General features: G+C 48.8%; 17 protein-coding genes and 1 tRNA gene. 12 read left to right on the top strand and 6 right to left on the bottom strand.

Features of this window, described 5'->3' with window-relative positions; translation table 11 throughout:
• Window positions 1-172 precede the first annotated feature (172 nt).
• The 5 genes from H9L05_RS15820 to H9L05_RS15800 form a co-directional block, all read right to left on the bottom strand.
• Window positions 173-724, bottom strand: coding sequence for a hypothetical protein (locus tag H9L05_RS15820; protein WP_187731759.1), 552 nt, complete (start codon window positions 722-724; stop codon window positions 173-175).
• A gap of 71 nt (window positions 725-795) precedes the next feature.
• The gene (locus H9L05_RS15815) at window positions 796-1,371 is read right to left on the bottom strand and encodes a 1-acyl-sn-glycerol-3-phosphate acyltransferase (RefSeq protein WP_187309265.1); all 576 of its coding nucleotides are present in this window, start codon (window positions 1,369-1,371) and stop codon (window positions 796-798) included.
• 75 nt (window positions 1,372-1,446) lie between these two features.
• Window positions 1,447-2,208 carry a patatin-like phospholipase family protein gene (locus tag H9L05_RS15810; protein WP_187731758.1) on the bottom strand — a complete coding sequence of 254 codons (762 nt, stop codon included), beginning with the start codon at window positions 2,206-2,208 and terminating at the stop codon, window positions 1,447-1,449.
• A gap of 15 nt (window positions 2,209-2,223) precedes the next feature.
• Window positions 2,224-3,066 carry an MBL fold metallo-hydrolase gene (locus H9L05_RS15805; protein WP_187731757.1) on the bottom strand — a complete coding sequence of 281 codons (843 nt, stop codon included), beginning with the start codon at window positions 3,064-3,066 and terminating at the stop codon, window positions 2,224-2,226.
• A 69-nt stretch (window positions 3,067-3,135) separates the two neighbouring features.
• Window positions 3,136-4,083 carry an acetyl-CoA carboxylase carboxyltransferase subunit alpha gene (locus H9L05_RS15800; RefSeq protein ID WP_187731756.1) on the bottom strand — a complete coding sequence of 316 codons (948 nt, stop codon included), beginning with the start codon at window positions 4,081-4,083 and terminating at the stop codon, window positions 3,136-3,138.
• A gap of 278 nt (window positions 4,084-4,361) precedes the next feature.
• Between H9L05_RS15800 and H9L05_RS15795 the strand changes: the two genes are divergently transcribed.
• The 4 genes from H9L05_RS15795 to H9L05_RS15780 all read left to right on the top strand — a co-directional run bounded on the left by H9L05_RS15795 (window position 4,362) and on the right by H9L05_RS15780 (window position 9,919).
• Window positions 4,362-4,435 (top strand) — tRNA-Asp (locus H9L05_RS15795).
• 846 nt (window positions 4,436-5,281) lie between these two features.
• Window positions 5,282-5,605: a site-specific integrase gene (locus H9L05_RS15790; RefSeq protein ID WP_187731755.1), complete on the top strand. Its 324-nt coding sequence runs from the start codon at window positions 5,282-5,284 to the stop codon at window positions 5,603-5,605.
• 208 nt (window positions 5,606-5,813) lie between these two features.
• Window positions 5,814-8,399 carry a DpnII family type II restriction endonuclease gene (locus H9L05_RS15785; protein ID WP_187731754.1) on the top strand — a complete coding sequence of 862 codons (2,586 nt, stop codon included), beginning with the start codon at window positions 5,814-5,816 and terminating at the stop codon, window positions 8,397-8,399.
• Window positions 8,396-9,919: an AAA-like domain-containing protein gene (locus H9L05_RS15780; protein ID WP_187731753.1), complete on the top strand. Its 1,524-nt coding sequence runs from the start codon at window positions 8,396-8,398 to the stop codon at window positions 9,917-9,919. The genes H9L05_RS15785 and H9L05_RS15780 overlap by 4 nt, the downstream gene beginning before the upstream one ends.
• Before the next feature lie 123 nt (window positions 9,920-10,042).
• On the opposite strand, the gene H9L05_RS15775 is transcribed toward H9L05_RS15780, so the two are convergent.
• Window positions 10,043-10,477, bottom strand: coding sequence for a hypothetical protein (locus H9L05_RS15775; RefSeq protein WP_187731752.1), 435 nt, complete (start codon window positions 10,475-10,477; stop codon window positions 10,043-10,045).
• A gap of 706 nt (window positions 10,478-11,183) precedes the next feature.
• Here H9L05_RS15775 and H9L05_RS15770 point away from each other — a divergent pair.
• The 8 genes from H9L05_RS15770 to H9L05_RS15740 all read left to right on the top strand — a co-directional run bounded on the left by H9L05_RS15770 (window position 11,184) and on the right by H9L05_RS15740 (window position 25,632).
• Complete coding sequence (locus H9L05_RS15770; RefSeq protein ID WP_187731751.1) at window positions 11,184-14,156, top strand: AAA domain-containing protein; 2,973 nt, start codon at window positions 11,184-11,186, stop codon at window positions 14,154-14,156.
• 2 nt (window positions 14,157-14,158) lie between these two features.
• The gene (locus H9L05_RS25165) at window positions 14,159-14,317 is read left to right on the top strand and encodes a hypothetical protein (RefSeq protein WP_187731750.1); all 159 of its coding nucleotides are present in this window, start codon (window positions 14,159-14,161) and stop codon (window positions 14,315-14,317) included.
• 3 nt (window positions 14,318-14,320) lie between these two features.
• Window positions 14,321-14,896, top strand: coding sequence for a hypothetical protein (locus H9L05_RS15760; RefSeq protein ID WP_187731749.1), 576 nt, complete (start codon window positions 14,321-14,323; stop codon window positions 14,894-14,896).
• Between the two features lie 50 nt (window positions 14,897-14,946).
• A complete protein-coding gene (locus tag H9L05_RS15755) occupies window positions 14,947-15,162 on the top strand; it encodes a hypothetical protein (RefSeq protein ID WP_187731748.1) in 216 nt (71 codons plus the stop codon).
• A 98-nt stretch (window positions 15,163-15,260) separates the two neighbouring features.
• A complete protein-coding gene (locus tag H9L05_RS15750) occupies window positions 15,261-19,169 on the top strand; it encodes a DarT ssDNA thymidine ADP-ribosyltransferase family protein (protein WP_187731747.1) in 3,909 nt (1,302 codons plus the stop codon).
• Window positions 19,166-19,864, top strand: a complete 699-nt coding sequence (locus H9L05_RS15745) for a macro domain-containing protein (RefSeq protein ID WP_187731746.1) — start codon at window positions 19,166-19,168, stop codon at window positions 19,862-19,864. The genes H9L05_RS15750 and H9L05_RS15745 overlap by 4 nt, the downstream gene beginning before the upstream one ends.
• A 501-nt stretch (window positions 19,865-20,365) precedes the next feature.
• A complete protein-coding gene (locus H9L05_RS23985) occupies window positions 20,366-20,848 on the top strand; it encodes a DEAD/DEAH box helicase family protein (protein ID WP_223284496.1) in 483 nt (160 codons plus the stop codon).
• Window positions 20,845-25,632, top strand: a complete 4,788-nt coding sequence (locus H9L05_RS15740; protein ID WP_262892552.1) for a helicase-related protein — start codon at window positions 20,845-20,847, stop codon at window positions 25,630-25,632. Before H9L05_RS23985 ends, H9L05_RS15740 begins: the two co-directional genes overlap by 4 nt.
• The last annotated feature ends 32 nt before the right edge of the window (window positions 25,633-25,664 follow it).

Raw genomic sequence — 25,664 nt, 5'->3', positions numbered from 1 at the left:
CGCGAAGCATCTCGCGTGTTTAGTTGGGTTACTAAACTCAACCAAGAAGAACGTCATGCTTAATCTTGCAACGACCGCGAGCGAGATGCTTCGCGGTGCTCTGCATGACGGTCTGCTGGGGGCTGGCCCATATATTATAAAAGCCCCCAAATGCTGACAAGCGCGGTATCCGCTACTCGTATTTCGGCTTAAGAATTTCGCTGAGAACAAAAGCTGCGCGCAAATCAGCGGGGCTGCGCAACATGGCCTGCACGCGGCGGCGAGCATCCTGACGGGCTTCGTCGGTGCTGTGCGACGCTTGGCGGGTCCAGTAATCTTCGCGAGTGGGTAAGGCCGTGGTGCGGGGCATGCTGGCTGCCAGTCGCGGCGTCCGCGTGGGGGTCTCCAGTGAGCGTGCAGTCGGCATGGTTTCCAAGGATCGGGGGTCAACCTCCGTGCGCTCTAGGCTGCGCGCCACGGGTGCCGCCTGCTCGCGGGGCAGTGGCCGACCAGCCGGCGTGGTGGGCTGGCTGGTGGCAGGCTGCGGTTGATTGCCGGCTTTGTTCTGCGACTTCATCTGCTCCAGCAAATCCTGAAACGAGGTAGGAGGCAAACCAGGAGCCTTCGGCAGCGCGGGCCGCTCGCGCGATTCGCGGGCCGCCATTTCGCGGGCTTTCTGCACCATGCGCCACACAAAAACGCCTAAGCCCAACAGGATGATGAGTAAGGTTTGAATCTTTTCCATAGTGAGGCAGGTGCGTAAATAGTGGAAAAGCTGGTCGTATTATTATTTGTAAAGAGCAAGGGAAGCCCCTGTTAGCGAACGCCCTTCTCCGGAAATTTACCGGTTTTTGTCCGATAAAATGCTTGAATCTGCTCTAAGTCGGCTTCGTAATTCCCCGTGGGATAAATGGGTCCGCCTACGCCGGATTCTTTGTTCTTATAGTCCAAAAAGCCCAGCAGAATCGGTACGTTAGCCCCCTCGGCCGCGAAATAAAAGCCCTTGCGCCACTTGGGCTGATACTGGCGCGTGCCCTCCGGCGTGATAAGAATCACCAGCTCGTCGCGCTCATTGAACAGCTTTATCATGCCATCCACGAGGCTGTTGTTGCGGCTGCGGTCAACGGGCAGCGCACCCAGGGAGCGCATCAGCCAGCCGACAAAGGGATTATCAACCCACTCCTTCTTGACGGTGAAGCGCACGGGCACATTCATCAGAAAAAAAGAGGCGCGGGCGTAGAGAATATCCCAGTTGCTGGTGTGCGGGGCCGCAATCATCATGGCCTTGGTAATGCCCGGCGGCACCCGCGAAACCAGTTTCCAGCCGGTTATCCAAAACCAGAATTTAGAGAAGTAATACCAGAAGAAAGGCGTAGTAGAGGCTCTTGGCATAAGGAATTTTTTGGGTGACCAACGAGAAAAAGCCCCCCAGGGTTAAAACTAGGTAATTTTTGAGCAACGCGCTAGCTATTGCAGGGCGCGCAGCTGCGGCGCCATACTCATTGTGTAGCGGTAGCCGATATCGTAGAGTTCGGTGGCCCTGCGGTAACTGAGCGTGCGGAAGTTGCGCAGCTCGGGCGGCTCAATAAGCAAGTCGCAATGCAGGCGGCGGGCGGGCGTATTGGCATTAATGCCCAGCAGCAATGTGCGCTCCACCAGACTCCGAAACGTAGTGATACGCGCCGCCGGATTTACGGGGTTGCAGTGCACGCCCACCACGATGACATCCTGATTTAGCAGCGGCTCTACGGGCAGATTATTCAGCAAGCCACCATCTACCAGTTGCCGCCCCTGATACTCCACTGGACGATAAAGCACCGGCACCGCCGACGACCCCAGCAAGGCCGGCAACAGCGGCCCCTCCGAAAAGTACACCGACACGCCTTCCACCAGATCAGTAGCCACCAGCGTGAGCGGGCGCTGCAAATCGGCGAAGGTAAAATTGCCCCCCAAGTGCTCTTCCAGCAGTTGTTTTACAGCATCCAGGTTCAGCAGCCCATGCCGACTAAATGCCGGGCGCAGCAAGCGGGTAATTGGCATGGCCGTGAACAGGCGCAACACCTCAGCCGGTTTGAAACCAGCGGCATAAAAGGCCCCCACAATTGCCCCTGAGCTAACGCCTACCAGGCGCCCGATCGGAATTTCCAGCTCGTCCAGCGCCGCCAGCACGCCCAGATGCGCAATACCCCGCGCCCCACCTCCTGATAACGCTACCCCTATTTCCCGCATCTGGTATGGCAGCGGTTAAAGATCTTCCAGGCGTAGCGTTTCCGCCAGGCGCACCCCTCTATCGGTGGCCTGCACGGTGCAGGCCGCACTGGTGGGGTCGTGTTGCAGCAGAAGCACCCAGTTTTCGGCTGCAGCCCGGTTTAACACGGCTTCTTTTTCGCTCAATGTCTCCAGTGGGCGTACATCATATCCCATCACGTACGGCAACGGAATATGTCCTGCGGAAGGCAGCAAATCGGCCATAAACGCCAGCGTACGGCCTTTGTACTCTAGCACCGGCACCATCATCTTTTCCGTGTGGCCGTCGGCGAAGATGATTTCCCGAAACTGCGGCAACTCTGAAGCCGCGCCCGGCGCAAGAAACTGCAAGTGCCCGCTTTCCTGAATCGGCAGAATATTCTCCCTTAAAAAGCTGGCTTTTTCCCGCGCATTCGGCGTCACGGCCCAGTTCCAGTGCGCCTCGTTCGACCAATAGGTAGCATTCGGGAAAGCCACCTCCAATTTGCCCCCCGGCGTGCGCACCACCGAGCCTCCACAGTGGTCGAAGTGCAAGTGGGTCAGAAATACGTCGGTAATATCGGCGGACGTGAAACCCCGCTGACGCAGTGAGTTCTCTAGCGTATCATCGCCATGTGGGTAAAAATGCGACCTAAACTTCTCATCCTGCTTGTTGCCCATACCATTGTCGATGAGAATGAGGCGGTTGCCATCCTCAATCAGCAAGCTGCGCATGGCCCAGGTGCACATGTTGTTGGCGTCGGGCGGATTCAGCTTTTGCCACATGCTTTTGGGCACGACGCCAAACATAGCGCCGCCGTCAAGCTTAAACAGGCCGGTATCAATAGTATAGAGGTTCATACGCTACGCAGTACACTAGTACACTAGTTAGGCACACCAAAAAGCCACTTCTAGGCAACATGACTTACCCTATTCAGCCACGACGCCCATGGCCGAAAACTTATCAATGCGCTGGCTAATGCGCTCTTCCGTTGGCATCGCACTCAGCTCATCCAGCGTTTTGATCAGCGTCTTCTTTAGCGTATCAATCATTTTGGGCACGTTGGTGTGAGCACCACCCAGCGGCTCTTTCACAATACCATCCACTAGTTTGGCCTGCATCATATCCGTAGCCGTGAGCTTCAGGGCTTCAGCGGCCTGCTCCTTATAATCCCAGCTACGCCACAGTATACTGGAGCACGATTCGGGAGAAATAACTGAGTACCAGGTGTTTTCCAACATCAGCACCCGGTCACCGATGGCAATACCAAGCGCCCCGCCCGAAGCCCCCTCGCCGATGATGACGCAGATAACAGGCACCTTCAGCAGAAACATTTCCTTCAGGTTGCGGGCAATGGCCTCCCCCTGCCCCCGCTCCTCAGCCTCTAGCCCCGGAAATGCGCCGGGTGTATCGATGAGCGTGACGATAGGCTTGTTAAACTTCTCGGCCAGCTTCATCAGGCGCAAAGCCTTGCGGTAACCTTCGGGGTTGGGCATGCCAAAGTTCCGAAACTGCCGCTGCTTGGTATTGCGGCCCTTCTGCTGGCCAATAAACATCACCGAGCGGCCATCCAGGTCGGCAAAACCGCCTACCATAGCCTTATCGTCGGCTACGGTGCGGTCGCCGTGCAGTTCAATAAACTTGCTGGCCATACCGTCGATATAGTCGAGGGTATAGGGGCGGTCGGGGTGACGAGAGAGCTGTACACGCTGCCAGCGGGTGAGGTTGGCGTAGGTTTCTTTTTTGAGGGCCTTTATTTTGGCCTCCAGCGCCGCAACGGCCTCCGACACATCTACCTGGCTATCAAGCGCCAGCTGCTGCATTTCGCGGAGTTTACCTTCGAGGGCGGCTATGGGTTGTTCGAAATCGAGGAGCATTGCCGAGTAAAATAGGCGTCAGATAACGAAAAAAGGGATTGAGATCAGACAAAGATGCCTCAAGCCAGAGTTGGCAAAGGTAATCGAAACCGCTCCACCCGCTATATCAGCGGCTCTGAATTGGGTTTAGAAAAAACAATGTCGCTGAAAAACAGCTACAACCGTACAGAATGGCTTTTTTTTACAGAAAAAAAGCCCCCTATGTTGTGCAGTCTCAATCCTGCTCCTACCTTTGCAGCACTTTAAGGGAAAACAAACGGTTCACCCACGAAGTAATTGGTTCGGTAGTTCAGTTGGTTAGAATGCCGCCCTGTCACGGCGGAGGTCGCGGGTTCGAGTCCCGTCCGGACCGCTTACGCTTATCAAAAAGGCTATTTCCTTATCGGAAATAGCCTTTTTATTTTTTCAGTGGCAATTTCAGTGGCAGACCAACCTGCCAAAATAGGTTACGGGCCCCGCTAGGCCAGCTTAACTAGCTCACGCCTCACGCTGGTCTACCAGAATCGGCCGGCAATTTTGAATGGTAAGGATCGGGTTTGAGCCTCGTATACAACTACTGAAAGCTGCACGTTGCCCACAACCGCTGCTTGTTATAGTTACCTCATTCTTCTATACTAGCTGAATTTAGGGTCTGACTATAATAGTCGCTGCCCCAAAACCTTAAGGGCCCGTAGAAACCGCTTTTAGAGAGTTCATGCCCAAATTGGTCAGCGTGCTGGTCCCTAAGACCTTAACGGCCTTCACGTAGTTGTAGTGTTTGGCTGCAGACTCGAGAAAGTGACCTGCGCTAGAATAGAGGTGGAATCACTGCGTAGGCTACTACAGCAATCTAGGCCACTGGAGTCCAAAAATGATAACGCTGGATATAGGCATACCCTAGAAGTAGGTAGGACAATATTATTCTCGTCGACCTCCGTGATGCGCAAGCTTGGTACCTCCGGACTAGTAGGATGAATACTGCTTTGAGTGACCACTAGCTGCTGACTTACGCCGCCAGCCGTCAGCGGCCCCACCTGCAGGGTAGTAGTGCTCAAAACATTTGTGAGGGAGTCACGTCCATTGGGCGCTAGAACTGCGGCAAAATAAAGCTTCGCTTGCAGGCCGGTGAATACGACCATCCCACGACTGTTGGTAGTGCCAGTGTGCAAACTTTCGCCGCTCCGAGCTGGCAGGGCTTAATGTGGAGAACTTATCATTCTTGGAGGAAGGATTGATTGTGAACTTGGCCAAGAGCAAAACCAATCAATACAGTGCGGTGGAGGAAAAGGCTATCTTATATTCGCCAGACTTTAAAATGTGTCCTATCCGCACGCTGCAGATCTGGGTGCAACGATTGGACCGTACATCGGGGCCGGTGTTTGTCTCCTTTCGCAAAGGAGAACGGCTCACTGAGCGTCGTCTGACGGACAAACATTTAAATTTGATTGTGCAGAGATATATGGGTCAGAAGTATTCAGCTCACTCGCTACGTGTTTCCTTTGTAATGGTAGCAAAGCTGGCGGGGCTGATGATTCGGAAGTAATGAATCAGACCAAACACAAAACTAGTGGGATGATTCGCCGCTATACCCGTCTGGACAATGTGGGGCAGCATAATCCATCCAGTAAACTTGGTCTATAACTTATTGACTTTCGTAAATTTTGCCTCACCTTGTATAACATCACAAGGCAAAGTGATGATAACGCCATCTCTACGATGCTATCATCGCTTTGGACGAATGACCCTTTTATATGACAATGGATCTTTTTGGAAGTTCAGAAATTAGCGATTTCAAAAATTCAATTACTCCAGGAATATATGAACCGAACGACTTAGTCGATTGGGAAGATATTGAGGAGCAAATAGTGATATTAAAACCAGGCATTGAATTATTAGATACCTTATGCGAGCAGGATAGTTTAGATGTAAAAACCTTAAGCAATTCTCTACTCTCGGAACCCACTATATTAGAAATAATTAAGAAATTGTTAGCTATATCAAACGATATAGATCTTGGCAATAAACGAAACTTACTTGCTAAACCACCAAAAACAAAGCAATCAGCTATTGAGATTGCTAACATTTTAATTGGAATTGGCATATCTAATTTAATCAAATCACCGCACATTGGTGATTTAGTTAAAGTCTCACTTATAGCTGCTGACGCCCCCAAAAGAAGATTTCGAATTACAAACAAAATCAACAATAGGATAACATCAATAATACAGCAATGTATTATTAGCCTTAATGTTAATTCTAGAGTCAAAATAGCTGATCGAAATATGATGCCCCGTTTTGCGCAGCGTAGGGTTGATTATTTATTACAAGTTGATGGAGTCAATAGAATCGCTATAGCCTCTGTATTTCAAAATAACTCCGGAGGTAGACAACAGCGCGATTTGACTTTAACATACCCTTCATTGCAAGAAGAGCTTAATGAGCATAACATAAACCTAATTCTAATAGCTGATGGTAAGGGTATATCAGAAACTCCTGACAAAGTACTAGAAAAGTTGTTTTCAGGAATTTCTGCTTGCATGACTATTAGGCAAGCTGAAAGTGGTGGCCTAAATGCCTCTATTGAAAAGATAATAAATGAAAAATCACTGCAGATTGAAGAAAAACGAGAGTCTCTCGAAACTATAATAAACAGTACAGTAATAAGTACCCTTAGTTTGAAGGCGAAAGACCTTCCTGCTAAAATAAATGATGCAAAACTTTCATTGGCTAGTTTTAGAGTTAAACATCCAGAATTGGCTTTAGACCTTGAGCCAGGGGGAGAAGCTTTATCTTGGAGAAGAAAACAAGAAGTTGAACTTGTTATTGGGTTAAAGAAGAATTTTGATGCAGTACTAGCTTTAAATATACTCACACTACTTTTAAAAGGAAATTACACACCGAATGACTTTGTTATACAAAACAATGGCTTTGACGCGCAAGTTGAGATAACGATACAAGCCGACTCTGTGCTCCCCTCTAAGCTTTTAAGCATCGCTCAGCAAAAAGCAAGTAGAGATACTATTAAAGAGATTGCTAAACAAACAATAAATAAATACCCTAATAACTTAATATCAATATTAATAATCCCAAGCTTTTCAAGCATTATTGATATAACTGCTCTACGTAAACAGCAGAGAGTTATGGCAGTTAACGTTGTAGTATTAGATGTGGACAGCCTATATCTAATGGCGACTAGCTCATCATCTACGCGAGATACACTAGCAAAAATTATACTTGACCAAAGTGATTTAACTAAAGTTTCTCCTTTCGTTGTAAATAGTGTCACACCAGAGCGCATGTTCTTTGGTAGAGAGGAAGAACATGCAACAATGTTAGCTACCCTTAGCACTAATAGCATAGCTCTTTTAGGAGGCAGGCGAATTGGTAAGACATCGTTGATGAGACATGTTGAGAGTAGATTAACAGAATCTGGATTTCTTGCATATTTTGGCGATTGCCAAGTAGTCAAAAACTGGTCTGATTTCGGGAAAATGGCAACTCGGCAATGGAAGATTAAAGTACCAAACGAGTTTAAGCCTCATCACCTTTTTGATATAATTGAGCAATTGAAAAAAGGAAGTAGTAAAAGGGTTGTGCTTTTACTTGACGAAGTAGATCAATTACTATACTGGGACCAACAACATACTGATAATGAAGTAACCGAAGGGTTCTTTAAAGCATGCAGAGCTATTTCTCAAGAATCGTTGGCTGAATTTGTTTTTTCTGGAGAAAGAACGATTTCTCAAAAAATGTGGAATCCTCATTCGCCACACTGGAATTTTAGTAAAAGCCTTTTTTTGCAACAACTTTCAAGAAGTGCCTCTGAACGTTTATTAATTGAACCACTCAGAATTTTGCAAATATCTATTATAAATGAAGCATTATTCTTGAGTGAGGCATGGAGGAGAACAAGTGGCCATCCAAGACTATTACAGTATATAGGTGACAAGCTTATCAGCTCAATTAATACACGCTCTAACCGTCTAAATACCGAACTATCGGTTAATGATATTATTCAAGTCACTGAGAACTATGAATATGCTGAAAACTATTTAGCAACGTATTGGGGCCAAGCAACCCATTTAGAAAAATTAATAAGTTTATTAATTAGAGAGGAAACATTCACACCTACAATTATCGAGCACACAATAAAAGAATTTGGTCTGAGCATCACTAGAGAAGAGATATCAGATGCATTAAGGATGTTAGACCTCTATGGCATCATACTAGCGGATGGATTCGGGTATACATCTAAGCTAGATTGGTTCAGCCAAGCTGTAGATTTTTACGGAGGCATTTCTGAATTAACCACGCTTTTTATTAACAATGTTAAATGAGTCAATTCTTTACCCAAGGCCCTGTTCCCATTAGCGCAGATACTTACGTTGCCCGAGAATTTGAGCAAGAAACGCTTGCTCAATTATTTTCTAAAAACTGGGTGCTTTTACTTGGCCCGCGACAACATGGTAAAACATCTGCTCTTCTCCGCATCAAGCTTAATATTATTGAAGCAGGAATTAAATGTGCTTTTGTAGACCTACAAAAGCTTCCACCTTTGAAATCATATACAGAATTAGTGTCTTGGTTTGCTACTGAGATATCTAAGGAATTGGCTTACAGTACTTCATCTACAGAATCTTACGATGAAGTGTCTGTTGCTTTAGAAAGAGTTGTTCCAGATGGAAAAGACCCTATTGTAATTATTATTGACGAAGCATCTGGAATTAGCAATGATGAATGGAGAAATGCATTTTATGGGCAAATCCGCGCAATTGCAAGCCGTCGCGCGTCTTCAGAAGACGGGGGTTTACCTTCTAGGCTAGTCTTCGCATTTTCTGGAACGTTTCGTCAAGAAAAGCTAGTAGATGAGCTCAATTCGCCATTTAATGTTTGTCAATTAATAGAAACAGAAGATATAACAGAAGGTCAAGGAATAGAGATAGCAGAAAAGGTTCTTGGAGATAAGGCGATAGATATTGTAAATAAGGCTTTTGATTTTGTAGATGGCCAACCGTATTTGCTACAAAAAATATTTGCTACTGTTGCACAGTCTGAGGAAACAGAAAGAGATAAACAATTTGAGAAAATTAAACTGCGCTTTTCTAATGGTGACGATCCACATGTAGTTAATATTTTTAGAAAAGTTATAAATGATGAAGATCTTCGTTTGATTGTTGCAAGAATGATATCTACTGGTCAAGTTGCTTACGAACCTGCGAATGACAACTTTAAATTTTTAAAAGTTATAGGAATAGCGAAACAAAGCGGCAATAAGTTAGTGTTTCGTAATAAACTTTATTCTGAAGTTGCAAGCAATAGTCCACAAATATCTGAAAGTCCAGGTTTAATCGTATCTGGAGCACACCTTTTTGAATTAACTGAGAGTAGTTTTAGTTTTATAACTGACAATAACACTAGAGAAATTGTTTATAATGCCCACAAAGGCGCTGTATTAGCATTTAATGTTGGTAGTTACAGATTAAGTCTTACGGGATTTGGTTGTGCACTTGAAGGCATGTTAATTGATTGGTTAAAACAACAGTCGGCTACTGATTTAGCTACAGCAGTTACAAATGCTACGAGTTCAAGAGCAGGAACAGATAGAGTTTCTTTTAACCCCCCTCATGAAATACAAACTGATCCGCTTACATGGCGGTTTGTCAACCTAATCAAGGTTTCAAAATTTATCACTAAAACAGGAAGAGTTTTCGAACCTCAACATGCATTGCGCGAATGGAGAAACAACATTCATCCTTCAGTTGCATTAAGGTCTTATATTCCTGAAAGTGACTTGGAGCCTGAAGTAATTGCTGCTAATAGCCTTTTCGAAATTGCCAGACGATGTATTACTTCTTAGTTATGGTTTAGGGGGTATTAATTTCACATCATCTTAGTGCCGACAAGTGATTCTTATTGGAATTGAATAGGGAGCAAAGCGGTATGCGGACCGCTGCTAGTCAAGCAACCCTTAAGGTCAATGTTAACCGGTATCTACTTTGCTTTGGCCGACGAGCAGTTGCTCCACTGTCCCGGCGGGATCCTGCACGATGCGCAGCGCCTCCACCGGCAAGATGAAACCGTTGCCACCCCGCTGGTACGCCCCCATAGCAGCTGCGCGCGGCGCAGCACGTCTGCTTCCTGGGTACCGGCCGGGGGGCGTTTTCTCAAAGCGCCGCAACAGCTGGTAGCACAAGGTGATCTCAGCGCTGGCCACAATGGCTGGTAGCCGCCCTTTGTCCTGCTGCCACCACAGCGTGGTGCCCATCTGCCGAGCCCGCGCAATCGTGGGATACACCGCTGCCAATTGTTGGGATATCTTTCCTGTGCTGGCGGCCGCTGCTGGGCACTTTTTGCTGGGGCGAGTGCCTTGGCGCTCATAGTCGGTGGCAATCGTGCCAATAATACTGCTGAGCACCTGGTAAGCGGGCTTGGTCTCGTTCGGGGAACGCTATAGTTGTTCGTAGTTCTGGCTGCGCACCCAGCGCATAAAGACGTGGGTAAAAAGCTTGAGTGTGCTTTGGCCGCACAGTCGCAGCCCCAGCTCGGACAGGATTAAGCGCGCCAGCCGGGGGAGCACTAACCCCGGCAACTGGGCACCCTGCCCCCGCAACGCGTAGTGCAGGCGGAGCCCCCACGTGAGCAAGGCCAGTCCGCCTGCCCCTACGCCTGCGAGCCCGGCCAGCAGGCCACCCCAAAATACGGCGGTGCTTTGGGTGCTGAGTCACCACTCGGCTAGGCCACACCCGATCACTGCTAAGAAAGCCATCCCCAGCAACTGCCCGACTGTCGGGGCGAGGACCGATGACGCCTGCAAGGGTGGCACCCGGTAAATATCTTTCTCGGCCCCACCCACGTCGACGAACAGAAACAGGGTCATCGGCTTCAGCAAAGCCGCTTGATGCGGGAAATCGGAACCAAAAGCGCGGAAAAACAGGTCGGTTATGTAATATTTGGACTAAACTTTGACATAAGGTTAAAATCACATTGACGGCCTCGTGTATAGTATTTGCCAGAGCTTCTTGGGAGGATAAAGGTAAAAAGAAACGCATGGGACATCGTTTAACAACGAGGGTCAGTGTCACTTTACCGACTTGCAATACCACCCATCTTTTTCAGAACAGATGCCTGCCGTTCCTAAAAAACTGCTCAATGAGAATGCTCAGCAGCAAAGCTGGGACCTGTTCATTAAAGCTAAATACGCGCTGGTTGGCAAGCATGAACTGCCCATTCGCATAAAGCCAATATCACCCGAAAGCCTGACTGATACCGAGCTCCGGGTGGAAGTGGCGCCCCCCAATGAGCGAAACAAATTCTATAAGGAATTAGAGGCCAATTTTCAGCTTAAGCCCGCCGACATAGACCCTGAGCGTGGGGTGTTCTGGCTTGACTGGGAAACCTCAGTTCAGCCCGGTCAGCTTCGGCGATTTAAGTTGGTAGCCGATGAGTGTAATTTCGACTATGAGCCCGACCCCTTTCTCGAAGGGCACATTACGCTTATCAGCGGCAACACTGCTCCTCCGGTTGAGAGCTATGTTAACCAGCAACTCATCGAGGCAGACCTTGACGGGCGCCTCATTATAGTTAAATCGGGCCTGGATGATACAGGGAAAAAGCTCTGGGTGCTGGTACGCAACGTGGACTTACCTGAGAAGGAGATTCTTCAGTTTTTATCTGATAATAGCTTCACTTATGGAGGGCTACAAGCCATACTCAGGGCCAACAAGCCTGGGCAACCGCCTGAATTACATACATTCCAGGTTAACAACCTTGCGGGTGTCTCCCTCCACGGCGCCACAAAGTTGCGTGCCCAGGGCTACACGCGCGTCAAGTATTATGACTTACTCTATAAATTCTCCCTCCCTGTAGACTTTTACCCCCTTATCCAGTTAGGTTTAGCCCCATTTGAGGGTTTACTGAAGCAGCTGCGCTCTGCGTTTCCACAGTTAGAAGTCCAATTGCTCAATAACGGTGAGACAGTATGCTTCCGCTATTTTTTACCCTTTGAGGAAAAAGAACAGCACTACGTTCGTTTCTGCAACTACATGCAGGAACTACGCGAAGCCAATTGGTTTATCCAACAATTTACTCTTGAACTGGCGGGTAGCACTCGGCTTGAATTTAAAGCTGCAGACAACCAATCAGCCCGGCTTCAGTATGAGACCGACCGGCTATCCAAGTTAATCGGGGCAGAAATTGAAATAGGTCAAGGGCCTGGAAGGGTGCGAGTTGGTGTTCTCGAAAGAGTCAAGTACCCAGCGCTTCGTATTGGTTTGTTCCCCGACCAGCCCGGAGTCCCTGCCGCTACACCCAAAGTGTTGCTGGAGGCACTGAGCAAGGGCATTTTACAGCCAAACCTGACAGGTGACCGCGAAAAGCTTGCACGGTTAACGGATGCTTTACGCATCATTGCAGACCCCAAAGCTCCGCTGCCCAATCCCCAGACCCGGTTATTCCTGTATGACGCGGCCGCGGCGCGTGGGGCCGAACTGCCTGATGAATTGTTGCCCGGCTCCCAAACCTGGAATGAGGTAGCCGCCCACTCATTTCTGCCCCTGAATGATTCGCAGGTGCAAGCCATTGTCTCGACCCTGCTGGTTCCCGATTTGGCTTTGGTGCAAGGCCCGCCTGGTACTGGCAAATCAACTGCTATATCTCAGATTATCTGGCATCATGTGCGGCGTAATCCGCACGAACGCCTGCTGCTAACCTCGGAAACTAACATGGCAGTAGACAATGCATTAGAGAAGCTTGAGAACCGTCACCACAATTTAGTTAAGCCCATTCGTATTGGCAGTGAAAAAAATCTGGAAAACGAGGGCTCCCGCTACTCACTGCCTAAAATAAAGGCTTGGGCCGATGCTGCGGAAAGCGACATGGTGCCTAATTTGCGTGATAACATCGTTTGCAAATGGTTAGAGAATATTGCTCGTCGCTCTGCGGCTTGCAACTCCCTGCCAGCTGATTTACAAGCCACTTGGGCTGCCACTTTGGATGCTCCGCCCGAAGACCTAAAAAGGCTCTTTCGCAAACAATACCTTGACCACGTTAATGTGATTGGAGCTACCGGTAGCTCAATAGGCGAGAAAAATACAAAAGGGGTTCCAACAACTTTCTTCCGTCAATATCAGACCGTATTTGCCAACCGCCCGGAACCTAAGATTGGTGCGGAGGAAAAGCCTGCTCGGGAAGGAAAAAGGCCTGAAAAGGAAGGACCTGCACCAGGCATTTGTTTTGATGTAGTCGTGATGGACGAGGCCAGTAAGGCTACCCCTCCCGAGTTGGCCCTGTCGTTGATTTACGCGCGAAAAGCCATTATTATCGGCGACCACCGGCAGCTGCCTCCCATGTTGGATGAAGCCGACTTCAAGACGACACTCGAAGACGAAGGCGAAACCGAATTAGCCCAACAGTTTTCACGAGCTGATGCTGAGACTTCCCAGTTTGAACGCCTCTTTACAGGCCTCGGTGTTGCACCAGGTGTAGTCTCGCGCTTCAATACTCAGTATCGAATGCATCCGCACATCAACGAGGCTATCCAACAGTTTTACCGGGAAGACGGAGGACTGCTATGTGGCATTCCTGCCGCAGATGCCGACGATCCTAATTTAAATAATCCCCTAAGCCGTTACCATGGACTGCACCACGAGAAACTACTCCAGCCGAATCAGCATTTAATATGGGTGGAGGTAGACGAGCCCGAAATGTGTGCCGGCATATCTTCCCGCCTCAATCTGGCCGAGGTACAAGCGGTGCGGGCAATATTGAAGTGTCTTACCCTCAGTCAGGGGTTTGCTGAATTTCAGGGGCACTGGAATAAGCCCGAAGATCAGGAAGTTGGCCTTATAACCTTTTACTCGCAGCAAGCTAAGCTCTTGCAGGAAGTAGCCGATGAGTTCAAGAAAAAACTACCCGCCCGTGCCCGCGCTGTGGACAGGTTTCAGGGCATGGAGCGCAATATTGTAGTGGTTTCGCTGGTCCGCAGCAATAAAATAATGGAGTCACGCTTTCAGCAGCCTGACCTGACCGCATACCCAGCAACGGCGGTTATCCGCTCCAGACAAGCCTGGGATTTGCCCAGTTTCCCAACCGGTTAAACGTGGCCCTCTCCCGCGCCAAGCGCTTGCTTATCGTCGTCGGCAATAGCCGTCATTTCAGCCGCAACGATTGCTACCGCCGTGTATATGAGACCGTAGTGCGCTGCGGCCACGTCATTGATTACAAGGAGCTCTTACCCTACCTCGACCACTCAGCCTGAGCCATGTTTGCTCCCGAACTCGCCACCTTGCCCGTTACGGGCTATTCCTATCTGGATTCCAGCGTCTTTGAACTGCCGCTTTGGCAATGCACTGTAGGCGGCGTCATTTATCGTTGTCCTCAGCCCACCACGGCCCAGGACGACCTGTTCCTGCGCATCATCGCACATTTTAGTGGTCAAGTTGCAGTTTTGGATCTGGCCGATGCCCTCGGATTTGCTATCTGTGATATACCAGCTGAGCGGCGTTACCATGACCCGGCTGAGCAGGCTGTTTTTGATGCTTTACTGACCAGCTTGGCGACCTTTGGCTTAGTGAGTTGGCCCCAGCCAGGAATTCTTTCACTTACTCCTGACGGCCATGCGGCTTTGTTGTCACAGACCAAATACCTCTACTACAAGGCCGACTGTATTTATCATCAACTCAATGGTTTTCCAGAACCCAGTAATTGGCCTTTCCACGAGTTAGACCATCCCGCTACCTTAGGGGGACGCCAGCTCATATCTTATCCCCGCAGCTGGCGGACTTGGCTAAAGAGCCAAACGGACCCGAGTGTCTGTTCACCGTCCGACAGCAATTAGCGGCGTCAGGTGCCGACCACGGGATGGAAATTATGGGGTTGACCTGCCTTGTGCCCAAGGACACACGGACCAAGCCAAAGGAAACACGGACCAAGCAAACCTCTGCTCACTTATTAGTCACTGGCTACTTCTACAAGCCGACCAATGTGCCGTCCACTACCGATGCCACTGACTACTACCTATTAGCTGGCCCTGGGGGGCGCCGCATCCTGCCCTGGCAGCCGTGCTCAATGACGAGGCCAGCACTAGGTTTCGGCTTGTTGTAGCACATCAGTGCGAATTCGAGCACTTCCAGCGTGACTCGACTAAACGAATTGAGGTATCTGCCCTCCGACGCTTTAGGTTCGACTGGGACCTTACTGCTTTGCTGCGCGACCCACGGCTCGATTGGTTCGGTGATGGAGTCTTGGACGAAATGCAACGCCTTATAACGTCATCCCTTTCCCCCCAACTTTCCGACCTCATTCCGTTGCCCCTGCTTGAAGCTTCGCTGGGTAATTACCCAGCTGACAAATGGCATTGGCCCACCGTGTCCAGACGGCTGAGCATAGAATTTTTGTTGGACCATTTGCTGGATCTGCAAAACGCTGAATTTTCATTTCCGTTTCATTATCCAACCCTTTCCCGTCGGCCAACGCAGGAAGTAGAGGCCCTGCTCGACAAAATTCTGACTTCCGAATTCCGGGCGCAAACAGCAGACAGAACACTGTTTGACTGGAACTGGTCATTGTTGAGCAATGAGCTGACACAGGAATTTTTATTGGCTCAGCTTCTTGAACAGCATAATGGGCGACTTATTTTACCGCTAGATTACAGCATACTCTCCAACCGTCCTATTCCAGCGGTAGAGGAGTTGCTACAAAAAATCTTAATATCTGATTTTCGGACGAAGCTTGGCGATGAGGAATTTTTCGATTGGGATTGGTCCCTATTAACCGATATCCTCACCGACGACTTTGTACTGGCCTATCTGCCACTACTGCCGCTCAATCATTATTACCTCTCCCAGCGGGGTGCTGATTTCGTACAGGCTGCTCTGCAAATTGAGCTTTCACAAAATGCAATAGGGGCATGGCTCTGGTCTGAGGTGCAGCCTGCGTTGGCCTCCTGGTTTATTTGGGAGCATATTGACCAACTGCATCCATATCTGAGCTGGCAAAACCTTATCAAGGCTATGCTTGGGGTTAATAGCCTGCCTCCTGTGGGTTTTGACCAATCTCGCTTTTTATACCTCATTCGGGCAAATAAGGACCGTGTATTTCCTCTTACCACTGACCGCCTGCGTTGGACACCCGCGCTTATCGATTTCTTCGATGGGGAAGGCTTGCTCCGATGGGGCTCTCAGCCCAGTTCACCAGGCTTTGAGGCTAACCAGGTCCTGTCTTGGGATGCCCTCTGCTTCGCCCGCTACCATTCCAATGTAAGCACCCCAACAGGAAGGGCGTACATCAGCGGCCATATCGATAGTAGTGAACTGTTAACCCAGTACCCTGATTTTGCCTGGGACTGGCCATCCCTGACGAGCAATCCACGTATTGTCTGGACTACTGAACTCATTGCCACCTATGGCGGACAGCTCGATTGGCCGCGGTTGCTTCAGCGCCATAGCGTTACGGAGCTGACGGATCGGCTTCACTACTGGCACGAACTGGCTACTGCCACGGGCCCAGCCAACCGGCAGCTCGCATGGAGTTTCTTCAGCGCTCAACTGCCCGTCAAGGTGCTTTTAACGCACTACGACACCTATGCTGAACACTTAGACCTTGTTCCAATCTGCCGGCGCGACCCCGCCGCTGTGGCCGATTTTCTGCGTAAAACTTCAGCTTTTCAGTTACCCTGGGAGTGGTCGTATCTGGCCGCTGCCATGCCACCAGCTGATCTGATTGATTTGCTTCCACTGGCGAGCACTTATTTCGAGCGCTCCGGTGATGTGCGCATTCATCAACTCACTCTGCCTTTGGCGGCCCAGCTACCCATTGCCGTCAGCCTTGAGCAAGCCCCTGCTTTCCGCTTCGCCTGGGATTGGGTATTTGTCAGTCGGCACATCACTGAGGCCCAGCTCCTCGCGTACCTGCCCGCACTGACCTCGTTTGTTGATTGGGCTCAACTCACGCGAACCACCTTAACGACCGCCACAATAAGGCAGCACCTGCTCTTTAACTACTCTCTCAATGAGCAACTCGATTGGCCACATTTATTAGCCCACCACTACAAACCAAGTGAGCTGGTGGCCGACCTCGATAAACTGGCCGCAATAATTAGTACTTTTCAATCCATTGAGGTCAAGAACTCAGCTTGGCGTACCCTTACGCAACGACTGCCACTGGAAGTTGTTTTTCCTGAACTGGCCGCACCTGCCACTTCCCCATCCGAATCACAAATTCTGCCCGATTACCCATTCGATTGGGAGGTTCTTTCCGATGACCCACGCTTGCGCTTGCATCTGACATTGCGCTTCGTCGAACGCTATGCCGACAAGTGGCACTGGCATACATTATCAAAAAACAAATTCGTCAATACCGACCGAACTTATCTGCTGCATCCCTCATTGCGGCCTCGTTGGGACTGGGACTATTTGTCTGAATTCAGCCAGTTCTTAAGGCCGAGCAAGCCTTTCCAAGAGAATAAACCTCTCTACGACCGCTTTGCCCGTTTTATCCGGTGGGACCGATTTAGCCACCGGACTGATACGGTTTTCGAACCTGAGCTCATACTCGAGTATCGCAATCAAAGGTGGGATTGGTCTCATTTGTCGGCTTCGCCTAAATTAGCGTTGAAGCGCGCCGATTTAGACCGCCTACAACAAAAGCCTTGGGACTGGGCAGCATTGTCAGCTAACACTGCCCTGACTCTCTCAACCGCCGATATGGCTGCGTTGGAGCATCATCCTTGGGACTGGGCAGCATTGTCGCGTCGTCCCGAGTGTGATCCCGCTGACCCCACTTTTATAAAGATTGCTAATAAACCACTGGATTTCAATTCTTTATCATTCCGCGCTGATATCAAATGGCCAAAAAAAATACTTTTGGCCCTGCAGGATAAACTTGACTGGACAAGTATATCGGCAAAAAACACGGAGTCGTTTTCGACTCATATCCTAGAGGTGTTCGCCCATAAGATCAATTGGCTAGCAATGTCATCACCGTATCGTTGCTGGAGCAGTTTTAACCCCGATTGGGTGAAGGCATTTAACGACCGTTGGGAGTTACTGCAACTCGTTCAGAATAATACTTTACCTAGTTCCGCCAGAGAAGCAGTAAAAGCAGCCATTAAGTTGGATGCAGCACTTCATTTCCAATTCCAGATTCAAATGCTGAATTCTAATTGGAAAGGCTATGCTTATCACTTCACTCATTTAACCAACGCACTTGATATTATTCGTTCTGGCAAAATCTTAAGTCGCAACAAAGCACTACAAAGCACAACCAAATTAGCAGATGCTGCAGGGTCAGTGGTCAATCGCCGTCACGATGCACATAGCTACGCCCGGTTTTACTTCCGTCCGCAGTCTCCAACGCAATTTTATAATGAGGGGCTGGGCATGGACCGTCTAGAATATTTATATGATAGAGCAAAAGGGCTGAACTTTCCAAAGTGCCCTATTCCTGTGTTTTTTAGGTTTAAACTAAAGGAGATATTCGAAAAGAAACGCGCTAGTGTACATATAAGCAATGGTAACATGCAGGCTGACGTAGCAGGTTATGGGCCTGTTGAAAAGGTCATAAACCGCTTCGATTTTGAAAACCTTTTTTTAGTGCCTGAAAGATATTGGAAAAGAGCTGATTACATACCTTACATCAAGGCATCTCAACAGGAAATGCTAATACTTGATGAGCTTGATTTTAATGAATTTGAAGAGGTTGATATTATTGTTCGTGATGATTCAACTGCTGACCTTTTATATTCTCTGCTGGGGGAAAATCACAAATTTGCACGCGACATTACCACCGATTGCGATGGGATTTTCCACAGAAAGAATGCGTATGTTGAATGTGAGTATAGTGGTTGCACTCTTACTGTAAGTCCCCAGCACAAAAATGAACGCTTATTTCCAGAGCCTTACACTCTGATATTTTCTGCCTCTGATTTAGGAGCTGTACAGGATATAGAAGTCGCTGATTACAAATCTGTTGGCAATAACTTAATCTTTGAGGAGCCCTTTAAGTTGACTCTTACTCACGACATTCCATTCACGATCACTTTTGAGGACGAGCAGCGTCGTTCGTTTATTGTATATATCAACGAATTAAAAGAGGAGCTTGCTGAGGTATGAGTATCACATTTATCAAAGGCAATCTATTTAATTCCTCCTGTCAAACGCTGGTCAATACCGTCAATTGTGTGGGCGTAATGGGCAAAGGCATTGCCCTGGTATACCGACTACGTTACCCACACCTGTTTACAGAATACCAGCGCAAATGCCGGAATCATGAAATTCAGGTGGGTAACCTGTGGCTTTATCATGGCGCAGTCAATACACCGACCGTGCTAAACTTTCCAACTAAAACTCACTGGAAGTTGCCCAGCAAACTTGAGTACATTGAGCAGGGCCTGCAGTTCTTCCGGCAAAACTACCAAGCCCTAAACATCACATCTATAGCTTTTCCCCTTCTGGGTGCCCAAAATGGGGGCTTACCACCTCAGGTAGTACGTCGAGTCATGGAAGAACATCTAATAGACTGTCACTTGCCAATCGAAATCTACGAGCACGACGCTGCGGCTCCCGACAACTTGTTTGAAGCATTTCGAGGTCGGTGGTTATCAATTCCGCCGAAAAAATTGCCGCAGGTAACAGGCATAAGACAAACAGCCATACTCAGTCAGATTTCAGAGGTTTTGGCCAACGGCCATATTAATTCACTGGTTGATATGCTAGAATACGATGGTATTGGCCTTAAGACTTTAGCAAAGTGTTTTTCTATGGTTATGAATCCACATGCAGGAGGTCAGCAAACCTCTCTTTTTTAAAGAATAGGTTGCTGTATCTCAAATGCATCTGAATTTACACCTCAACGATGTTAACTAGCGCCCTTCTTCTCTTGACCCGGTTTCCCTAGGTGCTAAGTACCAGGAAGGGCCTACTAAAACTCAAATATTTTACAAACAATATACTGTATCAATATAATTTTTACTTTTCAGAAGTAAAGTTTCAAACTTCAGGATTGAGCTGGGAAAATAGCATTGAATTTGAATTACTGTTTATACTTTAGCATTTTTCAATACAAGTAATCTTCTTATTAAACAACTGTGAAGTTGGATGCCCAGCGCGAATTAGCCGAGGCCGTTTCGGTCATTAGGCTCCTAACGCAAGCATTTTCGTACTGGCTAGCTTTAGATCCACAAAGCACTGTTTGTTCGAAGGCAATTAGTAGACAGGTGACTAAAGTCGCTCCTAATAGAGGAAAAATCTACTAATTAGCAATTTGCATTCCCACGCTATGAAAGGCCAGAAGCCTGGTGCGTATTTATGTGCCTGAGCAGATCGGCAGACTATATTCCTTTGTTCCTAGCTTGCCAAGTATTATTGACAATCCAATGAATATTTTCTCCGTCCACGCTGATGTGGTCAAAGATTATAAATCCTACATTACTGGTTTCATCAGTATACAAGATGAATCCATTCGCGAAACAGTTGAGAAGGAGCTAGAGGCTGGAAAGCTTTGGCCTGACCCATTACTACAGTTCAACCCTGCTTTTCGTGCGGGTGAGTCAGTAGAGACGCTCTGTAATGCGGCAATACTTCACCCTGCAGTGGCCAATATTTTCCACGGTTTCTCGCTGTATGAGCACCAAGTGGCTGCAATCCGCAAGGGCAGCCAAGGCGAGGGCTTTATAGTAACATCGGGCACTGGCTCAGGTAAGTCACTTACCTATCTGGCGACCATTTTCAATGACCTATTACTTCACCCCCCACGAAGCCAGGGGTGCGGGCAGTTATCGTTTACCCGATGAACGCCCTTATTAACTCACAGTTCGAGGAAATCCAGAAATATGAGAGGCAATACGTAGAGCGAACGCAACAGCCATTTCCAATTACCTATGGCCAATATACTGGACAGGAGAAAGACGGCGAAAAGGCGAGTATCCGAGAGAATCCTCCAAGCATCTTACTGACCAACTACATGATGTTGGAACTGGTGCTGACTCGAACTCAAGAGCGGACCATGCGCGCGACACTGTTTGAGCACCTGAAATTCCTAGTTTTTGACGAGCTGCATACTTATCGTGGACGCCAGGGAGCTGATGTGTCCCTGCTCATTCGGCGGCTACGGACACAGTCTAGCCATTTAGTCACCTGTATTGGGACCTCCGCGACTATGGTCACGGGCGGGACTCTGGCTGAACAGCGCGAGCAAGTTGCTACAGTAGCAAGTACCATTTTCGGGACAACCTTTACATCCAAGGATGTCATCAATGAGACGCTGGATTACTCGCTTGGTGCGGCCGGCACGCCGCCTTCCCCAGATATACTACGCTCAGTAATCGAACAACCCCTCGACCAAAGCGGCGACGAGAATGCGTTAAAGAAGCACCCCCTGGCAGCCTGGCTTGAAAATGAAGTAGCGCTTCAAATTAAAGAAAAGACTCTTGTGCGTGGTGCGCCGATGACGTTACCGGCTATCGCAGATTTGCTACATAAGTCATCAGGCGCCTCAATTGAGAACTGCAAAGCTCGTCTGCAGGAGCTTCTCGATTGGCTTAATTACCTAAATGCAGCTCGCAAGGGACAGCGAGGCACATTATTGCCTTTCAAACTGCACCAATTCATATCGCAAACTGGTGCTGTATACGTGAGCTTAGCACCAGGACCAGAGCGCATTATAACGCTCGACCCCGGCGTCTGGCGGGTATCATCGGTTTCGGGCCAAGAGCAACGGATTTATCCAGTTGCATTCAGCCGCGCATCCGGGCACGCTTTTATCTGCGTTGCGCGTCAAGGAGAGTCGAAAGGCGTACTTCATCAACGTGAGTTTCGTCGACCTGGGGAAAACGGACAGGAAAGCGGCTACCTTATCCTTGGAGACGACGTTTGGAACGCTGAGACTGACGCCGAAGAATTGCCTGACTCATGGGTCAATCGGCTTAAAAATGGGAGTATTAGTCCAAAGCAACCTTTCGCGGCTGAAAAACGGCCGTTCATGCCTGAAAAAATTTGGTTTAATAATGATGGCGACTTCTCAGTATTGCCAGATGATGCCCACCCATATTCGGGCTGGTGGATGCGGGCGCCTCTCCTTTTCGACCCTACAAGCGGGCTTTTCTACGACCAGCGCACCAATGAGGGCACAAAGCTAACGACTTTGGGAAGCGAGGGACGTAGCACCTCGACTACGGTTCTCTCGTCAACAATATTGAAACAACTTGCTGGCGCTGGAGTCGAAGAAAGGGAGGAAAAGCTCCTTAGTTTCACTGATAACCGGCAAGATGCAGCCCTGCAGGCAGGGCACTTTAATGACTTTGTGCAGGTGGCACACTTACGGGCCGGCATCCTAAGGGCACTTGACCTTGCAAAGGAACACGCACTGGATTTCGCTCAATTGCCACAGGCCGTATTTGAAGCCCTAGCGTTGCCAATCACGGCGTACTCGGCATCGGATAACCCCTCACAATTTGCGGCTGCCCAGCGAGATACACGCAACGCTCTAAAGGACTATCTAATATACTGCGCGCTCTACGATTTGCGGCGTGGGTGGCGGGTGATTATGCCCAACCTCGAACAATGCGGCCTGCTGGTGGTGGATTATGCAAACCTGAGTGAGATTTGCAATGACCGCGACGAGCTAGGTAACCTACAATGGGCAGGAGTGCCTTTACTATCAGAGCTATCATTTGATCGCCGCACTGAAGTGGTTCGTCAATTACTCGATTACTTCCGGACCTCATATGCTCTGCACAATGATGAGTACTTGACGCCGGAAAAAATGAGGCAACGTTTCATTACTATCAATGATGAGTTGCGCGACCCATACCGATTACAAAAGGGTGAGATCCCCGAACCATATGTCTTAACATATAGACCACTGGCTAAGAGTACAAGCTTGTTTACAGCCAGCGTTGGGGCGCAAAGCAACGTGGGACGTTATCTGCGACGCATCATTGCGGAAGAAAACGCTCAACGGGAAAAGGCTAGTTTACCATTGCTACAAGCTGATGGCAGTCGAGCCCATTATGAGGAACTTATTATCGGCATCTTAGGGGCTTTCGAGGGCGCACGGTGGCTGACGAAAACATCAGCCAAAGACCGCGACCAGAACTCTGTAGCGGTCTATCGTCTAAATGCTTCAAAACTTATATGGCGGCGTGGAGACGGCAAAACAATCCGCATCGATCGAGTACGTAATCGTGCTTATAAAGACAGTACTCCAATCTCAAAACCTAGTTCATTCTTTCAGGACTTATACCGCACAAGCGTGACAGAAGGACGCAAACGGATTGGACGCGAGCATACTGGTCAACTTAGTACGCAGGACCGCCAGGAGCGAGAAGATAGCTTCCGTGAAGGGCATATTAATGCACTATTCTGCTCACCGACAATGGAGTTGGGCATTGATATAGCCTCACTAAACGTTGTGCACATGCGTAATGTGCCGCCCAACCCTGCTAACTATGCACAACGCAGTGGGCGTGCGGGCCGCAGCGGGCAAGCTGCTCTAGTGGTGACGTACTGTTCAAATTACGCCCCACATGATCGGCATTATTTTGCGAAAGCTACTGAGATGGTGGCCGGACAGGTGGCCGCACCCAGACTCGACCTAGGCCAGCGTGAGCTGCTCATATCGCACCTAAACGCTCTATTCCTTGCAGAGCTAGGGACCGATGAGTTCAATGCCTCGCTCGCCGACATAATTGATACCGACAACTTAGTGGAATTACCTCTAAGAGCGAACGTGCGTGCTGCTCTTATCCCCACTGCAGATACTCGAAAACGCATAAGGGAAATCTTCGAACAGGTCTTGGCTACGTTGCCAGAAAAAGATTGTCAGAATTATGATGGTTCTTGGATTGAAGAACAACTCGACCGGGTAGTTAATCGCCTCGACGCGGCCTTAGATCGCTGGCGCAACTTATATAAGCTGGCCGATAAACAGCTGCTCGACGCGCAAATCGTGATGAGCAACCCCATCTATAAGGACAAGTCCCCAGAACTACGTCAAGCCGATCGTCTGGAACGGCAAGCCATAAAGCAGCGACATCTATTGCGCAACGAGGTAAAAGGGAGTCACCTGTCTGGTTCAGAGTTCTACCCATTCCGATATCTAGCGGCTGAGGGATTCTTGCCAGGATACAATTTCACGCGATTACCAATCCGTACCTTCTTGCCAAAAGGTAGCTTAGATGGCGAGTTTATTTCGCGTTCTAGGTCAGTTGCGCTGCGTGAATTTGGGCCCCGCAATATTGTGTATCACAACGGAGCAAAATACCGCATTGAACAGCTACAAGTGGCTAGTATTGAACAAAGTCTTCGCTCTGCGAAAGTGAGCAATGGCGCGGGCTACTTTATGCAGGGAGATGACTACAACCGCAGTGTTTGTCCGTTTAGCGGGGTGCCGCTGGACGGGGATGCGAAAGAAGAGTTCAAAGACGTGCTAGTGGAAATGACTGAGACGCGCGCTGAAGAAATTGAGCGAATTTCGTGTGAAGAGGAGGAGCGGCGTTCGGAGGGCTTTTTGATTGACACCTACTTCACCCTACCAGGTGGACTGGATACCCGGCAACTCGCAACGGTAAGAAGCGGCGAGACTGACTTACTTAACGTGTCTTACCTACCGGCAGCTCAACTCGTACACGTAAATCGAAAATGGAGGTCGGCAAAGGAGACGGGGTTTCTGGTAGGAATGACCTATGGAAAATGGCAACGCGAAGCTGAGCAGAAACCTAAAAAGGGGATGCCGGTCGTTGATCCAGCCACCAAAGAACCAACCCATCGCATTCAACTCTATACAACTATCACAGCGGATGCGCTTTACATTGAACCTATAGCAGCATTAGCACTCGATCAGGCCGGCGTTATAACGCTGCAATACGCGTTAAAACGGGCCATCGAGCAAGTTTTTCAGCTAGAGCCCAATGAGATTGGCGTTACGCTGATGGGACGTCACGAAAAGAAGCCTGCCAACATTTTTCTATTCGAGAATGCGGAGGGAAGTCTCGGCGTACTAAAGCAGTTTGTTCAAGACAAAGACATATTCCACCGGGTGGTGACGATGGCGGCAAAGCTATGCCGGTTCGATGAAGTTGAATACTGCGAAAAGGCCAGCTACAGTGATTTACTTAGCTACTATAATCAACGCGACCACGACTATATAAACCGCTTTCTGATTAAAGAAGCGCTCGATAAACTCTCATGCGCACAAGTAGAGCTCCAAGCCAACCCACAATTCACTGACTACGAGCACCACTACAAACATCTTCTAAACACTTATGATACGTCCTCTAGTACAGAACGGCGTTTCCTTGAATACCTCTATCTTAATAACTATAGGCTTCCCGATGTGGCCCAGTTAAGAGTTGATGATCTATACTGCCAGCCTGACTTCTGCTACAACGACGCCGAAATGCGCACTTGGATTTTCTGCGACGGGACCCCACATGACGAGCCAACGCAAAAAGTACGTGACCAGAAGCTTCGCGCGGCCATCAAGAGTCGTGGGGACTCTGTCATTACTTATCACTACCTCAATTCATTAGAGGACCTAGTGGCAGATCGCCCAGATCTGTTTCGGAAGGTGCGCTAACCCATTCCTGCTAACCTACCCCTAATTTCTGA

Source organism: Hymenobacter qilianensis (genome assembly GCF_014489555.1).
GTDB classification, from domain to species: Bacteria; Bacteroidota; Bacteroidia; order Cytophagales; family Hymenobacteraceae; genus Hymenobacter; species Hymenobacter qilianensis.
This window is presented reverse-complemented; position numbering and strand designations above follow the sequence as displayed.

Bases quoted from the DNA above. Each gene is read 5' to 3' on its own strand.
- H9L05_RS15820 (WP_187731759.1), bottom strand. From the start codon at position 724: ATGGAAAAGATTCAAACCTTACTCATCATCCTGTTGGGCTTAGGCGTT.
- H9L05_RS15815 (WP_187309265.1), bottom strand. From the start codon at position 1,371: ATGCCAAGAGCCTCTACTACGCCTTTCTTCTGGTATTACTTCTCTAAA.
- H9L05_RS15810 (WP_187731758.1), bottom strand. From the start codon at position 2,208: ATGCGGGAAATAGGGGTAGCGTTATCAGGAGGTGGGGCGCGGGGTATT.
- H9L05_RS15805 (WP_187731757.1), bottom strand. From the start codon at position 3,066: ATGAACCTCTATACTATTGATACCGGCCTGTTTAAGCTTGACGGCGGC.
- H9L05_RS15800 (WP_187731756.1), bottom strand. From the start codon at position 4,083: ATGCTCCTCGATTTCGAACAACCCATAGCCGCCCTCGAAGGTAAACTC.
- H9L05_RS15785 (WP_187731754.1), top strand. From the start codon at position 5,814: ATGACAATGGATCTTTTTGGAAGTTCAGAAATTAGCGATTTCAAAAAT.
- H9L05_RS15780 (WP_187731753.1), top strand. From the start codon at position 8,396: ATGAGTCAATTCTTTACCCAAGGCCCTGTTCCCATTAGCGCAGATACT.
- H9L05_RS15770 (WP_187731751.1), top strand. From the start codon at position 11,184: ATGCCTGCCGTTCCTAAAAAACTGCTCAATGAGAATGCTCAGCAGCAA.
- H9L05_RS15760 (WP_187731749.1), top strand. From the start codon at position 14,321: ATGTTTGCTCCCGAACTCGCCACCTTGCCCGTTACGGGCTATTCCTAT.
- H9L05_RS15745 (WP_187731746.1), top strand. From the start codon at position 19,166: ATGAGTATCACATTTATCAAAGGCAATCTATTTAATTCCTCCTGTCAA.
- H9L05_RS15740 (WP_262892552.1), top strand. From the start codon at position 20,845: ATGAACGCCCTTATTAACTCACAGTTCGAGGAAATCCAGAAATATGAG.